Below are 15,031 nucleotides of genomic sequence, written 5' to 3' on the forward strand. Positions count from 1 at the left end.
CACAGACTGCCGGGCGCATTGCCGCCGTCCAGATGATCGCGCATCCATGCGTTGGCCGCGTCGGCATCGGATTGCGTCACGCTCCCGCCCGCCTGCGCGGCATCATCCGTTCGCGCTGGGGTGGCGAACTCTTGCTCGCAGACGGCCACGCATGTCGATGTGATTTCCGCTTCAAACTCTTCGCGCTGGGCCTTGTCCATACTGCCAAGCGACCATTGCCGACCAGACGTCAATTCCTGCCGGATGCGATCAGCGATCCGCAAGCCAACGTCCTCGGCCTCCCGCAGCCCAACCGGCTCAGCGGCGGGAGGGTGGACCGGGGCGCTTCCGCTACGTTCGTAAAGCCGCTTCAATGCCTGCGCGTGATGGTCTGGCGTCCACTCAAAATCGTCCAGTGATCGGGCCATCTGCAAAATCTTAATGCAATCCGAACAGCCATCCCAGCTATCGGAAGCGACCCAGCGAACAGCGGCACGGTAAGCTTCCAAGGCTATCGCCTCCCCACCCCCGTTGCCGATGGTGTCGGAGGCGAGGCGAAGGCGCGCGAGGCGCTCGATCAGATTTGCCGCACTGACAAGGCTATGCGAGAACCAGACTCCGCTGTGTTCCGCCTCTCGTTTCAGCAGCGCGACCAACTCAAGCTCATTCGGATACAGCGCGCTACGCAGGTCATGCGAGGGGGTTTCAGTCATTGGGGGTTCCTTTCAGGGCGGCGGAAGCGGCGGCATGGATATCTGCAACCAGCTTGCGCGGATCAGTTTCGAGCCAGCCGCCATGATTGGTCGCCAGCAATTCGATCGCCTCCAACGCCTTCGTCTTGCGCTCCAGTTCGTCTAGGAGGGCGATAATTTGGTCGCGAGTCCCGACCAACGCATCGGATAGGATGAGGCAATGGTGGCCGTAGCTGCCAAACTCGCTTGGGGCAGCTTGGCCAAGTCCGCACAGCCATGATGCAGAGACAGTCAGCCAGTCCTTATGAAATCTCAAGTCTTGGAGGGACGATGCATTCTCATCATTTCTGCGCGCCGCATAATCTGCTGGCGAAAGATGCTTAAGCCATTCGGGCGCAGTTTCAGTGGTCATACTTTCGGGCCGCCATTGACCTAAGCGCTCCCGCAATTTCTCAATATCCACCATCACTCGGTTCCTTTCAGGAGGATTGCGCGGACCTGTTCGCCGAGAGGTGACAGGCAGACATATGTAAGGCCCATCCGGTGTAGGGCGTTGGCCATGCGCACATTGCTGGACGGAAGATCGTCCATCGCCTGAGTGTCGCGCCGCTTCAGTTCACGCCGCTGCGCCTCCGACAAGCCAGCCGCTATTAGCTCTGCTTGGGTCATGCCCGACCTCCGAAATATCCCGCGCGATCCAGGCGCTCACCCAGAAGCGCGACGACCAAAAGGAAGCCCATGCCAAACACGGCGGCGGTGTGGGCGGGTCTGGCATCGGTCAGCCATCCGAGTTGAGACAAGACGGCGACCGCCAGCGCGGCGTCGAGGGCTTTGAAGAGGGGGCGGGTCATGGGGCCTTGCTCCTTGGTGTTGGCGCAAGAACACGCATCCAGCGCCCTTTCTTCGCGGGGCTGACAGCGGCTTTGCGTCGGCGGGACGGACGATCCCACTCCTCGCCCCGCGTCTCGCCCATGTAGATGAAGCCAGCAGCTCGCAGACTGGCGCCGCTCTCGCCCGGCAGCGTGTAGGTCCACGCCTCACGCCATCCGAGCGCCTTGGCGGCCCGGCACAAGCTGGCATAAGTCATCGTGCAGGCTGGCGCGGCATGGTCGCCAACCGGCTCCAGCCCCTCGATCGCGGCGACACGGCCGATTACGATCCGGCCGGTGCCCAGCCAGACGCGCGGAGGATTGATGGCGATTCCCATCGCTGCCGGGCCATCCTCGTTCCAGACGGACGAGGCGAACAGGCCGCCTTGGATCTCAGGCAGATGGCGGTGGACTTGGCGCACCCACGCCTTGGCCGCCGTCACCGTGACCGGGCGGACGAGATACCCGCTGCTCATGACCCTCTCCCCGTATCGGTGGGGCGGGTGGCGAGAGGGCGATCGAAATACTTCTCCCCGTCCAGTTCATGGCCACCCTTGTCACCGCCGCGTCCGCCAGCCTGCTTAAAGTTGAATACGCGGCCATAGCTGTTCGCTGACTGGCGCATGAGGCGTGCCCAATCCAGATCCATAGGCCGCGCGCTCTGTCCGCTCTCGCCGCCTACGATGATCCAGTCTGGCGCGTAGCTATCGAGGATGATCGGCCCCAGCAGCGGCTCAAAGCTGCCGAACGTGAACAGCGGCCTGCGCTTCTCCCTCACCTGATGCAGCTTCATCCGGTCACGGTCATATTCAGCCTGATTGGCCATGGTTGCGCCGATCGCCACATTGTCAGGCAGATGGAAGTCAGAGCCGCGCGCCTCCACATCGGTCATGCGCAGGACGTTGCCGATGCGCTTTGTGAGCAGCAGCCAGACCAGATTCGGCGTCTCGCGGATCAGCGCGAACAGGTCGGCGCGCCACCGCTCGTCCACCTCATTGTCGAACACATCAGCCAGCGATGCGCAGAACACGAAAGGCCGGGTGCCAGCCTTCACCGCCTGCCGGTCCCATTTGCGAGGCTGCGACCAATTGCTTGGCGCGGTCCTGGCGCGATCTTCACCGGCGCCCCAGCGAGCGCGGCCATAGCGCGTGTCCATCAGGTTCTCGGCATAGCAGTTGTCGCAAGCCGGGCTGATTTTTGTGCAGCCGATCCACGGGTTGAAGGTGTGGTCGGTCCACTCGATTGCGGTCGTCTCACCCATGATGAGCCTCCCCGTTAAGGCGTTCGATCTCCGCGAGGATGGCGGGGGTGCGGGCGAACCATTCGCCGTGGAGGCGGTCGGCGGCGAATTGTTCATGGTAGACCGACTCCCGCGCCTCTCCGCCGGAGCGGGTGGCCAGCACTTCCAAAGGCAGCGGCGATGAAGCGCGCAGCTTTGCCAGCCTGCCCTTTAAATCCACCGTGAAGCCGATCTTGACCGGGCCAGACTGCGCGCCGATGAAGTAACATACGCCGCGCGTCCCCCGCCCCGACGCCTGATCGACGCGGCGATGTAGCCAAACATTGCGCGGCTCATCCGGCCCTTCCTGAAAAGGAACGACGTCCTTACCAGCCAGATTGATGAAATGGTCGATTCGTCCATTGGACGCATACATGGCGATGAAGTTGGTGCCGGGGACGCGGTTCCCCCATGCCAAAAGACCCGGCCTCTTCGCGACGAGCAGCGGGACGGCCCGCCGAAGCTGGCTAAATGGGTGATCGGCAGATATAGCTTGAGCGGTCATGCGAGAGCCTTTCGCGTGACGGGCCGGGTGCGTTGCGTAGGCGCATTCCGGCCCAAATTAAGACAGGGGCCGGGAGTTTTGCCTGAACCTCCGACCGTGAATCTAACGGGAACACGGCCCATCAGATGAGCCGTCGCAGCCGGTAGAAATGTCGGAAAAGCGCCGTATGCGGCTAGGATAACCGCCTTCGGGAGGCAGGGGCCGGAGGTTCGAATCCTCTTTCCCCGACCAACTTTCTTCACAGGAAGAAGCGAATTATCAGCGGGATGGCATAGCCATCACCGCCGATTTTTTGCGTCTGCGCTCCGTCCAGCCCCCTCCGCCAAGCCGATGATTTTTCGACAGATGACATTTGTCGAAAGTATACGGGTCGTTCTTGTGCATCCGTAAAAGATGTTTGACCCCGCCTGTCCGGGTCGCGATGATCCCGCCATCACCCCGGTGCGGCTCCGGTGCCGTCACCCAATCACAATCCGACCCGCGCCATGCGGGCATAGTCAGGCAGGAGACTTACCTTGCATAGACGCGATTTTCTGGCCTTTGGGGCCATGGGCGTGGGCGGCCTTGTCCTCCCCTCCATGTTCGGCAAGGTCATCGCCGCCGAGGAATTGAACAGCGCCATCGACGTGGCGGTGAAGAAGAGTCTGGCCGATACCGCGATGAATGCCGCCAAAAGCGCGGGCGCCAGCTATGCCGACGTGCGCGTCGGGCGCTACCTGCGTCAGTTCGTCATCACCCGCGAACGCAATGTCGAAAATATCGTCAACACCGAATCGAGCGGCGTCGGCATCCGCGTGATCGCCAATGGCGCCTGGGGTTTTGCGGCCACCAATGAAATGACCGCCGACGCCGTGGCCAAGGCCGCGCAGCAGGCCGTCGCCATCGCCAAGGCGAATGCCCCGGCCCAGACCTCTCCGGTCCAGCTTGCCCCGACCAGGGGCGTGGGCGAAGTCAGCTGGAAGACGCCGATCGTCAAGAACGCCATGCAGGTGCCGATCAAGGACAAGGTCGCGCTGCTGATGGACGTCAACGCTGCCGCCATGGATGCGGGCGCGGACTTCATCAATTCCATCCTGTTCCTGGTCAATGAGCAGAAATATTTCGCCAGCACCGATGGCAGCTATATCGATCAGGACGTCCATCGCATCTGGGCGCCGACCACCATCACGGCGGTCGACAAGACCAGCGGCAAGTTCCGCACCCGTGAAGGCCTGTCCGCGCCCATGGGCCTTGGCTATGAATATCTGGACGGCGCAGCATCGGGTAAGACCGTGCTACCCAATGGCGTGGTCGTCTATGGCAACAGCTATGACATGAAGGAAGATGCGATCGCCGCCGCCAAGCAGGCGCGCGCGAAGCTGAAGGCGCCTTCGGTCAAGCCGGGCAAGTACGACCTCGTCCTCGACCCGTCGCACACCTGGCTCACCATCCATGAATCGGTCGGCCATCCGCTCGAACTGGACCGCGTGCTGGGCTATGAGGCGAACTATGCCGGCACCAGCTTCGCCACGATGGACAAGCTGGAAAGCCATTTCCAATATGGCAGCCCCAATGTGAACATCGTCGCCGACAAGACGCAGGTCGGCAGCCTGGGCGCGGTCGCCTATGACGATGAAGGCGTGAAGACCAAGAAGTGGGATCTGATCCGCGACGGCAAGCTGGTCGGCTATCAGGCGATCCGCGATCAGGCCCATATCGAAGGCAAGAAGGAATCGGACGGCTGCGCCTATTCCGATAGCTGGTCCAATGTGCAGTTCCAGCGCATGGCCAACGTCTCGCTGGAGCCGGGCAAGGCGAAGAAGAGCGTCGCGGACATGATCGCGGGTGTCGAGGACGGCATCTATATCATCGGCGACGGCAGCTTCTCGATCGACCAGCAGCGCTACAACGCGCAGTTCGGCGGCCAGCTCTTCTACGAGATCAAGCAGGGCAAGATTACCCAACAGATCGAGGATGTCGCCTACCAGATCCGCACCCCGGAATTCTGGAACGCCTGCACCGGCGTCTGCGACAGCAGCGATTATCGTCTGGGCGGCTCCTTCTTCGACGGCAAGGGTCAGCCGGCTCAGGTCTCCGCCGTGTCGCACGGGTCATCGACCGCGCGCTTCAACGGCATCAACGTCATCAACACCGCGCGTTCGCTCGGCTGATCGTTCAGGGAGACAAGAATATGAGCATCCTCACCGAAGCGCAGTCCAAGGCGATCCTGACCAAGGTCGTCGCGCTCTCCAAGGCGGACGAATGTACCGCACAACTCACCGGCAAGATTCAGGGCAATGTCCGCTTCGCCCGCAACGACGTGTCGACCGCGGGCCTGACCGACGATATCGAACTCGCCGTGCAGGTCGCCTTTGGCAAGAAGGTCGGCACCGCCACCATCAACCAGTTCGACGACGCCTCGCTGGAGCGAGTCGTGCGCCGCGCCGAAACGCTGGCGACGTTGGCGCCCGACAATCCGGAATTCATGCCGGCGGTCGACAAGCAAACGTACAAGCCCAGCCCGACCTTCGCCCAGTCGACCGCCGACATCACGCCGGCCTATCGCGCGCAGGTCGCCAAGACCTCGATCGACGCCTGCAAATCGCAGAAGCTGATCGCGGCCGGCTATCTGGAGGATAATCAGAGCTTCACCGCGATCGCCAACAGCAAGGGCAATTTCGGCTATCAGCGCTCGACCATGCTCGACTACACCTGCACCGTCCGCACCGAGGATGGCCGGGGTTCGGGCTGGGTCGGCACCGACACGCAGGATGCCACCCGCTTCAAGACGGACAGCGACATCCAGATCGCCATGCGCAAGGCGTCGGCCTCGTCCGAAGCCAAGGCGCTGGAGCCGGGCAAATATACCGTCATTCTGGAACCCATGGCGGCCGCGGGCCTGATCGGCTTCATGTTCTACTTCTTTGGCGCGCGCGAGGCCGATGAAGGCCGCAGCTTCCTGTCGAAAAAGGGCGGCGGCAACAAGCTGGGCGAACAGGTGTTCGGGCCTCAGGTCAATTTCTACACAGATCCTTGGGATCCGGTCGCCCCCTGCGAACCATGGGACGATGACGGCCTTGCCCGCCAGCGCATGGACATGGTTAAGGACGGCAAGATCGTGAACCTGAACTATAGCCGTTACTGGGCGCAAAAGCAGGGCAAGCCCGCCGCCGGCCAGATGGGCAATATCCTGATGACGGGCGGCGACAAGTCGACCGCCGACCTCGTCCGTTCCACCGAGCGCGGCGTGCTCGTCACCCGCACCTGGTATATCCGCATGGTCGATCCGCAGACCGTGCTGCTGACCGGCCTGACCCGCGATGGCACTTTCTATATCGAAAATGGCCAGATCAAATATCCGATCAAGAATTTCCGGTTCAACGAAAGCCCGGTCATCATGCTCAACAATGTGGAAGAACTGGGCAAGCCGGTCCGCGTGCCGCCGGACGAAGTGTCGATGAACATCGTCGTGCCGCCGATGAAGCTGCGCGACTTCACCTTCACCTCGCTGTCGGACGCGGTGTGACGCCGATCACCTCTGCATGACTCGCGGTGAATTTCTTCGGTTGATGGCGGGTGGTCTGGCCAGCACATTGCTGGCCCGGCCGCTCGCTGCCGAAGCTGCGGGAGGCTATGATTTCTGGTTTACGCGCCTGCGCTACGACAGTGGCGACTGGGATGTGGACCAGCGCACGCCATCCAACATCATCACCTCGCTGATCGATTACACCACGCTGCGCGTCGATCCGAAGGAGCATGTCATCGCCCTTTCGAACCCGAAGATGCTGACCGCGCCCTTCTGCTATATGGCGGGGCATAAGCTGGTGGAGTTTTCCCCGGCCGAACGCCGCAATTTCGAACGCTATGTCCGCAATGGCGGCTTCGTCATGGTTGATGATTGCAACCATGACATAGACGGCCTCTTCGCCCGCTCCTTCGAAGCGCAGATGGCGAAGATTTTCGGCCCCAAGGCTCTGAAGGAATTGCCCAAGAGCCACGGCCTCTACCGCAGCTTCTTCAAGTTCGACGGTCCGCCCAACACCGGCCTCGAACTCAATGGCTGGGGCGACGACCTCGTCCACGACTATCTCAAGGGCATAGAGGTGAATGGCCGGCTGGGCGTTCTCTACAGCAACAAGGATTATGGCTGCGAATGGGATTATGACTGGCGCAACAAGCGCTTCCTGGCCGAAGACAACACAAAATTCGCGGTCAATATCGTGATGTACGCGCTGTCGGTGTGATGCCTTTCCACGCCTCCCCTTTCCCGCCTTTCGTCCAGCAAGGGACATGACATGACAGACCTCACCGAAGCCGACATCCAGACCCGCCTTGACGCTTTGACCGGGCTGCGCGCCGCGATCGGACAGGCGATCGTCGGGCAGGCCGATGTGGTGGAACAGCTTCTGATCGGCCTGCTGGCCGGCGGCCATTGCCTGCTGGAGGGCGTGCCGGGCCTGGGCAAGACCCTGCTCGTCCGCTCGCTCGGCGAAGCGCTCAAGCTCGATTTCCGCCGCGTCCAGTTCACGCCCGACCTGATGCCCAGCGACATTCTCGGTACCGAATTGCTGGAGGAAGATCATGGCACCGGCCATCGCAGCTTCCGTTTCCAGCAAGGTCCGGTCTTCACCAACCTGCTGCTGGCCGACGAACTCAACCGCACCCCGCCCAAGACGCAGGCCGCCCTGCTGGAAGCGATGCAGGAAAAGACGGTCAGCTATGCTGGCGTCACCCATGTCCTGCCCAAGCCCTTCTTCGTACTGGCGACGCAGAACCCGCTGGAACAGGCCGGCACCTATCCCCTGCCCGAAGCCCAACTCGACCGCTTCCTGCTGCACATTCGCGTCGATTACCCGACCGAGGCGGAGGAGCGCGCGATCCTCGCCCAGACAACAGGGTCCAAACCCGCCACCGTCCCCGCCGTGATGCAGGGGGAGGAAGTGCTGGCATTGCAAGCGCTCGTCCGCGACGTCCATTTCAGCGACGATCTGCTCGACTGGGTCACGCGCCTCATCCGCGCCAGCCGCCCCGGCGAGGGCATGGCGGAGGATATTCGCAAATATGTGAAATGGGGCGCCGGTCCGCGCGCCGGCCAGTCGCTGATCCTGGCGTCCAAGGCGCGCGCCCTGCTGCACGGCCGGCTCGCCGCCACGCGAGACGATATCGCCGCGCTCGCCGTACCGGTCATGCGCCATCGCCTGCTCCTGTCCTTCGCGGCCGAAGCGGAAGGGCGCAGCGCCGACGATGTGGTCGCCGCCCTCGTCCGTGCCGTTCCGCTCGCCTGATCCAATCCGCCATGGTCGATCTTCTTCCTCCCGACGTGCGCAGCCGCCTTCGCGGCCTGCGCCTCGTCACGCGCCGGGCGGTGGGGTCGCATGGCATCGGCCTGCATCAGAGCCACAGCCGAGGCGCGGGGCTGGAGTTCGCCCAATATCGCGCCTATGAGCCGGGCGACGAACTGCGCCAGATCGACTGGAAGCTCTACGCCCGCTCCGACAAATTCTTCGTGCGGGAGGCCGAGCGGGAAAGCCCGGTCGCGGTGTGGATATTGATCGACGCCAGCGCCTCCATGGGCCAGTCCGACGCGACACGCCCGGACTTTAGCCGCCTTGACGCCGCCAAGGCGATGGCCGCCGCCATCGGCGAACTGGCGATGCAACAGGGCGATCGTTTCGGTTTCATGGCGTTGGGCGATGATGGACTGACGCTCCTTCCCCCCGCCACCGGCCTGCGTCAGCGCGACAGGCTGCTACTGGAATTGCTGAATGTCCGCCCGGCGCGCGGCTTCGCGCCCGAAAGCCAACTAGGCCCGGTGTGGGAGCGGATCGGCGCGCATGATCTGGTCCTCCTGCTCTCCGATTGTTTCGATGAGGGCGCGGTGGCGCTGGCGGAAAAACTCTCTGCGGCGGGACGCGAGACGCTGGTGATCGAAATGCTGACCGCCGCCGAACGGGATTTCCCCTTCGATGGCGGCTATCGCTTCCGCGACCCGGAAACCGGCGAAGAATTGCTGGCCGACGGTGCCGCCCTGCGCGCCGAATTTCTCGCCCGATTTGGCGAGGCACGCGATGCGCTCCACGCCCGGCTGGACGCCATCGGCATTCGCCATGCCGTCCATTATCTCGATGAACCGGTCGACCTGCCCCTGCGCCGTCTGTTCGCGACCCAGGGCGCGGCGGAATATCTATGAGCATGGGTCTGTTGTTCCCGGTAGCGCTGGCCGCGCTTGCGGCGTTGCTCCTGCCGCTCGTCATCCATATCGCGCGCAAGAGTGAGCAGCTACCGACCGACTTCGCCGCGCTGCGCTGGCTGCGGTCACGGCCCAAACCCCGGTCGCGTCTGCGCTTCGACGAATGGCCGCTGCTGCTGCTGCGCCTCGCGCTTCTGGCGCTGGCAGCGCTGTGGCTGGCGCAGCCGGTGCTGTTCGGCGCTGGTAACGATCGGCCCTATGTCGCGGTAGTGCCGGGCGCGCAGATTGACATCAAGGCGCTCGGCGAAGCCCGTATCCACTGGCTCGCCCCGGACTTTCCCGGGATCGATCAGGTCGTGCCCACTGGCCCGCTGCCCATCGCCAGCCTGATCCGCCAGCTTGACGCTGAACTTCCGGCCAAGACGCCGCTCACCATCATCACCCCGACCATCCTGGACGGCGCCGATGCCGACCGCCTGCACCTGTCGCGCAAGATGACATGGCGCATTACCGGCAGCGCCACGGCCTCAGCCGACAAGGCCACGCCGCCGCTCATCCTGTCCATCCGCCATGATGCGGATCATCGCGCTGCGTTGCGCTATATCAGCGCGGCGGCCCTCGCCTGGCAGCCCGCCAAAAGAGACAGCGAGTTGGACAGCAAAACGACCGATGCGCCGCTCCCCCACAAAGGGCATGTCCTCGTCTGCCTGGCAGGCGGGACGATGTTGGACAGCGTTGTCGACTGGGTGAGACAAGGCGGCACCGCGGTCGTCGCCAGCGATGCGAGGTTGCCCGCCGATCAGCCGATGATACCGGTCTGGCGCGATGCAGAGGGGCAGCCGCTGGCCGAAGCAATGTCGCTGGGACGAGGCCGCCTCATCCGTTTCACCCGTCCGCTGATGCCCTCGCAAATGCCCGTGCTGCTGGATGCGGACTTTCCGGAGCAGCTGCGCACTCTGGTGTCCCCTGTCCTTGCACCGACCCGCGTGGCCGCTGCCGACTATGCGCCGCTGCCCGGCGGCCGCGCCTATGACCAGCCGCCACAGCCGCTCCGCTCCCCGCTAGCGATCCTGATTGCGCTGTTGCTGCTCGCCGAGCGCTGGATCGCCACCCGTCGCTGCCGGAGCATCGCGCCATGAGCGGCGACGCCCTGTTCGCCTTATGGATCGCGCCCGCGCGCCGCCGCAGCTTCGCCAATATGCTGGCGCTCGCCCTCCCGCTGATTCTGGCGCTGGCCGTCATCGGCTGGCGATGGGGCGGTTTCGTCGCTGCCATTCTCGTCGTACCTGTCTCACTCGCTGTCGCATTGGCCGTCGCCCGTCAGCGCATGGCACGTTTCGATCGTCCCTGGCTGATCCGCAGCCTCGACACGACGCGCCCCGAACTGGAAGATAGCAGCGCCCTCCTCTTCACCGACGAAGCGCCTGCCTCTCCGCTGCAATCGCTCCAGCGCCGCCGTATCGCCGCTCGCCTCGATCAGGGCGCGCCGCAAGACCTGGCGCCTGCATGGTCCAGCCGCCTGCTGTTCCTGTCCAGCCTCTTCGCGGCCGGACTAATCGCTGCCGCCCTGCTCTGGCCACGCGCGGGCGAAGGTCCGCCCATACTCGCCCCCAGCAGCGAAGGCCTGCCCGCAAGGCCCGGCATCCCCCGCCTCGTCGGGCAAAATCTGCGCATCATCCCCCCCGCCTATACCGGTCTGCCCGTGCGCGATTCCGCCTCTCTCGATGCCCGCGTGCCACAGGGATCGCAGCTGGAATGGACGCTGCGATTCAATCCGCAGGCGAGCACGCCGAAGCTGCTGATGCTGGCCGGCCAACCGCTTGCGCTGCATCCCGATGGCGCTAACTGGATCGCCAGCCGCACCGCCGACGTCGCCTTTCTGTATCGCGTCGATCCTGCGGCCGGGCGCGGAGCGACGCCGCCGCTCCACCGCGTCGACGCCATTGCCGATGCCCCTCCGCAAGTGAAGGCACTGACCGACAGCCTGACCATGGTGAAGCCGGGCCAGCGCAGCTGGTTGCCGGCCTTCGCCGCCACTGACGATTATGGCGTCGCCGCCAACGCCCGGCTGCGTGTCACGCTGGCGATCGGCGAGGGTGAGAATGTCACCTTCTCCGAACGGGAAATCCCGGTCAGCGGCAGCGGCCCGGCACGCGACCGTCGCTTCACCCCACGGCTCGATTTTTCGACCTTCGGCTTTGCCGCGGGCGGCGACATGGTCGTGCAACTGATCGTCCGCGACAATCGCGCACCTAATCCGCAGGAGGTGCGCGGCCCCAGCCTGATCCTGCGCTGGGCGTCCCCGAAACAGCCCGAAAGCAGCGGCCTCACCGGCATGGTCAACACCACCCTGCCCGCCTATTTCCGCAGCCAGCGGCAGATCATCATCGATATCGAAAAGCTGCTGAAGGAGAAGCGCGGAATCGCTCCCGACCGCACTCTCGCCCGTTCCGCCTCCATTGGCGGCGATCAACAAATTTTGCGCGGCCGCTACAGCCAGTTTCTGGGCGGCGAGAATGAGGGCGCGCCCGAACTCCCCACCGCCGAAGCGCATGGCGATGGCGACGGCCATGACCATGGCGGCCCGCCCGTCGCGGCGCCCAATGTCTTTGGCGAAAAGGAAGATGTGCTGGCGGAATTTGGCCATCCGCATGACGAAAGCCCCGCCTCCAGCCTCGATCCCGAAACCCGCGCGATCCTTAAACAGGCGGTCGATGAAATGTGGCAGTCCGAACGCGAACTCAAAACCGGTCATCCCGACGCGGCTCTGCCCTATGCCTATAAGGCGCTGCGTTTCATCAAGGAGGTGCAGCAGGCTACGCGGATCTTCCTGTCGCGGGTCGGGCCGGAACTGCCGCCGATCGACGCCAGCCGCCGCATGACCGGCAAGCGCGAGGGGCTGGCGAGCCGGCAGCTGGAAATCACCCCGATCGAGCAGCAGGACGGCCCAGCAGCGGCGGCATGGCGCGCGCTGGGCGACGGGCCGGATGCGATCCGGGGGCAGATCGACCTTGCGCCGCTGGACGGCTGGGTGCGAACCAACGCCACGCGCCTGCCCGATGCGCTGGCGCTGAGCGGTGCGATAGACGTGGTGCGGCAAGACCCCGGCTGCACGGCCTGCCGGGCCAAGCTGCGCGCGCTGCTCTGGGCCGCTATGGAGCGGCCCTCCGGCCATCTCGCCCGCCGCCGTCCGGCCGATGCCGCCGGCGCACGCTATCTGGACAGGATCGGAGGGGCGCAATGACCCCGGACATCATCGTCGCGCTGGTCCTGACCCTTGCCGTGCTGATCGGCGGCGTTCGCCTGCTGCTCTGGCATCGCGCGGCGGGAGCGCTTGCCTCGCCGGTGCGGACTAGCCTGCTGCTGCTATTGCAGCCGATTGCGGCCGGGCTGCTCTATATGGCGCTGTTCCCGCCGGACGCGGCCGACGGCGTATCCAGCCTGCGCATCGCCACCGCCAATACATCCCGGCTATCGGCGGCCGCGAGCGGATCGCCGCTGATCCTGCTGCCCGAAGCGCACGCCATCAGCGGCGGGGAAGCCGTGCCCGACCTCGCCACCGCGCTGCGCCGCCATCCCGGCGTCACCAGCCTGACGATAGTGGGCGATGGCCTTGGCCCGCGCGATATCGACGCCGCGCGCGGACTGGCGGTGCATTTCGATCCGCCGCCGCTGCATCCCGGCATCCGGCACCTTGCGCCGCCGCCAGTCGTGGCGCCGGGCGCGCGCTTCACCGTCGGAGTGACGCTCGCGGGTCTGCCCAACGCGACGACGGAACTGGTCGATCCGGCCGGCCGCGTGACGGATAGCGGCACGCCCGACAAAAATGGTCATGTCCTGCTTGCGGGAACCGCGCGAGCGGCAGGCACCACGGCCTTCACGCTGCGGGTGCGGCGGGACAAGCGCCTCATCGAACAGGCTGACGTGCCGGTCTGGGTCGCGGACAATGCGCGCCCGAAACTGCTGATCCTGGCCGGCGCACCGGGGGCGGAGGTCAAAACTCTGCGCCGCTGGGCGATCGATGCCGGCTATGACGTCACCACGCAGATGAGCGCGGGCGGCGGCATCGCGCTGGGCGATGCGCCGGTCGCGCTGGATGCCGCGAGCCTGCGCCGTTTCGACGCCGCCATTGTCGATGACCGCAGTTGGAGTGGTGCGCGCGGCGTGCTGCTGGCGGGGGCGCGGGGCGGCATGGGGCTGGTGCTGCGACCTGGTGGACCGATCGACGGGGCGACACGGTCGCAATGGCAGGCGCTTGGCTTTAGCTTCAGCGGGCCCGGCGGCGTCGCACCGCTGGCCCTGCCCAAGGTCGATGCAGAAGCCGTCGCCAGCACGCGGCAAGGCATCGGCAGCGAGGAAGTCCCGGTCGATATCGCCACGACCGACGATTATCTGCCCGATATCAGTCGACTGGGCCTGACGCCCGGCGGCTATGACGCCGTGCCGCTGCTCCGCGATGCAGGGGGTGCGACATTGGGCGCATGGCGCGCTCTGGGTGCGGGCCGGGTCGCACTGTTCACCGGCATTGACAGCTATGGCCTGACCCTGACGGGGCGCCGCGACCTTTATGGCGACTGGTGGAGCGCCTTGCTCGATACCGTTGCGCGCCCGGTGCCCGGCAGCCGCGTCCTGACCGATACGGGCTGGGTCGGCGAGCGGATGACGCTGTGCGGCCTGACTGGCAAAGCGCAGGTCGATGGCCGGGTGCGCGTGCTGCCCGTGAATGGCTGTGGCGGCTATTGGCCGACGCAGGCTGGATGGCATATGCTGCGCAGCAAGGATGCAGCGAGCGCCTTCTACGTCCAGCCTGCCGACGCCCTGCCGACCATGCGCGCTGCGCGAGATCGACAGGCGATGGCGCTGCTCTCCGCTGCCGAAGTGCAACAGGCGAGCGCCGCCCTACCCGGCCAGTCCGGCACGCCATGGATCTGGTGGTTGGGCTGGCTGGGGGTCAGCGCGCTCCTTTGGTGGCTGGAGCGGTCGCGCCTTGGCCGCCACAGCGCACCAGCCAAAACGCTTCAGTCCGCCATGTAGAAGTCGCGCAGCGCCCGCGCATCGTGCAGGGCGTTGTGTGGCACGCGGCTGTTGGCCGCCGCGCTGAAACCCGCCGCGTTGATGAGTTCGAGGCGCAGGCCGAAATCGACCCCCGCCATCCGCCCCGGCCCGGTGACGAGCAGCGCGCAGAAATGGGCCAGATCCTCCGGCCAGTCGGCGATGATGACGGGATCGCTATCCCCCTCCAGATAGGCAGCGACATGGTCGGCCGCTTCGACCCGACCCAGTTGCAGGTCGATGGCGGGCGGCACATGGCGCAGATAGGGCACGACATGCTTTTCGACCCATGGCTCGATATCGTCCGGCAGTGGCAGCGACACATAGAATTCCTCATCCCCTTCATGTTCGGGGACCAGCGCGACGCTGATGAGCGTGCCGCCAAAGCCATTGAATTCGGTGTCGAGAAAATAGCGCATGAAGGAAGAAACTGCCTGCCGTGATAGGATGATGCGATGCCCCGGTGCCTGTAGCATTTGCGCGACG

General features: G+C 64.9%; 16 protein-coding genes. 8 read left to right on the plus strand and 8 right to left on the minus strand.

Annotation, left to right across the window (positions count from 1 at the left end):
* The 7 genes from RQH62_RS07335 to RQH62_RS07365 all read right to left on the minus strand — a co-directional run.
* Positions 1–692, minus strand: a 692-nt coding sequence (locus RQH62_RS07335) for a hypothetical protein (protein ID WP_311268113.1), incomplete at its 3' end; no start/stop codon positions are given.
* Positions 685–1,137, minus strand: coding sequence for a hypothetical protein (locus tag RQH62_RS07340; RefSeq protein WP_311268114.1), 453 nt, complete (start codon positions 1,135–1,137; stop codon positions 685–687). The genes RQH62_RS07335 and RQH62_RS07340, both read right to left, overlap by 8 nt.
* Entirely contained in the window at positions 1,137–1,340 is a 204-nt protein-coding gene (locus RQH62_RS07345) for a hypothetical protein (protein ID WP_311268115.1), read from the minus strand. The genes RQH62_RS07340 and RQH62_RS07345 overlap by 1 nt, the downstream gene beginning before the upstream one ends.
* Positions 1,337–1,522, minus strand: coding sequence for a hypothetical protein (locus RQH62_RS07350; protein ID WP_311268116.1), 186 nt, complete (start codon positions 1,520–1,522; stop codon positions 1,337–1,339). Before RQH62_RS07350 ends, RQH62_RS07345 begins: the two co-directional genes overlap by 4 nt.
* Positions 1,519–2,016, minus strand: a complete 498-nt coding sequence (locus RQH62_RS07355) for an XF1762 family protein (RefSeq protein WP_311268117.1) — start codon at positions 2,014–2,016, stop codon at positions 1,519–1,521. The genes RQH62_RS07350 and RQH62_RS07355 overlap by 4 nt, the downstream gene beginning before the upstream one ends.
* Positions 2,013–2,801 (minus strand): DUF5131 family protein, encoded by a 789-nt coding sequence (locus RQH62_RS07360; RefSeq protein WP_311268118.1) that lies wholly within the window; start codon positions 2,799–2,801, stop codon positions 2,013–2,015. The genes RQH62_RS07355 and RQH62_RS07360 overlap by 4 nt, the downstream gene beginning before the upstream one ends.
* A complete protein-coding gene (locus RQH62_RS07365; RefSeq protein ID WP_311268119.1) occupies positions 2,794–3,324 on the minus strand; it encodes a GIY-YIG nuclease family protein in 531 nt (176 codons plus the stop codon). The genes RQH62_RS07360 and RQH62_RS07365 overlap by 8 nt, the downstream gene beginning before the upstream one ends.
* 515 nt (positions 3,325–3,839) lie before the next feature.
* Here RQH62_RS07365 and RQH62_RS07370 point away from each other — a divergent pair.
* The 8 genes from RQH62_RS07370 to RQH62_RS07405 are packed head-to-tail and all read left to right on the plus strand — an operon-like array spanning position 3,840 to position 14,527.
* Positions 3,840–5,474, plus strand: coding sequence for a TldD/PmbA family protein (locus RQH62_RS07370; protein WP_311268120.1), 1,635 nt, complete (start codon positions 3,840–3,842; stop codon positions 5,472–5,474).
* Between the two features lie 20 nt (positions 5,475–5,494).
* Positions 5,495–6,829 carry a TldD/PmbA family protein gene (locus RQH62_RS07375; protein WP_311268121.1) on the plus strand — a complete coding sequence of 445 codons (1,335 nt, stop codon included), beginning with the start codon at positions 5,495–5,497 and terminating at the stop codon, positions 6,827–6,829.
* 16 nt (positions 6,830–6,845) lie between these two features.
* Complete coding sequence (locus RQH62_RS07380) at positions 6,846–7,547, plus strand: DUF4159 domain-containing protein (RefSeq protein ID WP_311268122.1); 702 nt, start codon at positions 6,846–6,848, stop codon at positions 7,545–7,547.
* 51 nt (positions 7,548–7,598) lie between these two features.
* Positions 7,599–8,588 (plus strand): MoxR family ATPase, encoded by a 990-nt coding sequence (locus RQH62_RS07385; protein WP_311268123.1) that lies wholly within the window; start codon positions 7,599–7,601, stop codon positions 8,586–8,588.
* 11 nt (positions 8,589–8,599) lie between these two features.
* Entirely contained in the window at positions 8,600–9,493 is an 894-nt protein-coding gene (locus tag RQH62_RS07390; RefSeq protein WP_311268124.1) for a DUF58 domain-containing protein, read from the plus strand.
* Entirely contained in the window at positions 9,490–10,632 is a 1,143-nt protein-coding gene (locus RQH62_RS07395) for a BatA domain-containing protein (RefSeq protein WP_311268125.1), read from the plus strand. The genes RQH62_RS07390 and RQH62_RS07395 overlap by 4 nt, the downstream gene beginning before the upstream one ends.
* On the plus strand, positions 10,629–12,737 hold the full coding sequence (locus RQH62_RS07400; RefSeq protein ID WP_311268126.1) for a DUF4175 domain-containing protein: 2,109 nt from the start codon (positions 10,629–10,631) through the stop codon (positions 12,735–12,737). The genes RQH62_RS07395 and RQH62_RS07400 overlap by 4 nt, the downstream gene beginning before the upstream one ends.
* Complete coding sequence (locus tag RQH62_RS07405) at positions 12,734–14,527, plus strand: carboxypeptidase regulatory-like domain-containing protein (protein WP_311268127.1); 1,794 nt, start codon at positions 12,734–12,736, stop codon at positions 14,525–14,527. Before RQH62_RS07400 ends, RQH62_RS07405 begins: the two co-directional genes overlap by 4 nt.
* On the opposite strand, the gene RQH62_RS07410 is transcribed toward RQH62_RS07405, so the two are convergent.
* Entirely contained in the window at positions 14,512–14,964 is a 453-nt protein-coding gene (locus tag RQH62_RS07410; protein ID WP_056689729.1) for a hypothetical protein, read from the minus strand. The genes RQH62_RS07405 and RQH62_RS07410 overlap by 16 nt on opposite strands.
* Positions 14,965–15,031: the final 67 nt, after the last annotated feature.

The organism is Sphingobium sp. WCS2017Hpa-17 (genome assembly GCF_031843765.1).
In the GTDB taxonomy this organism is placed as follows: Bacteria; Pseudomonadota; Alphaproteobacteria; order Sphingomonadales; family Sphingomonadaceae; genus Sphingobium.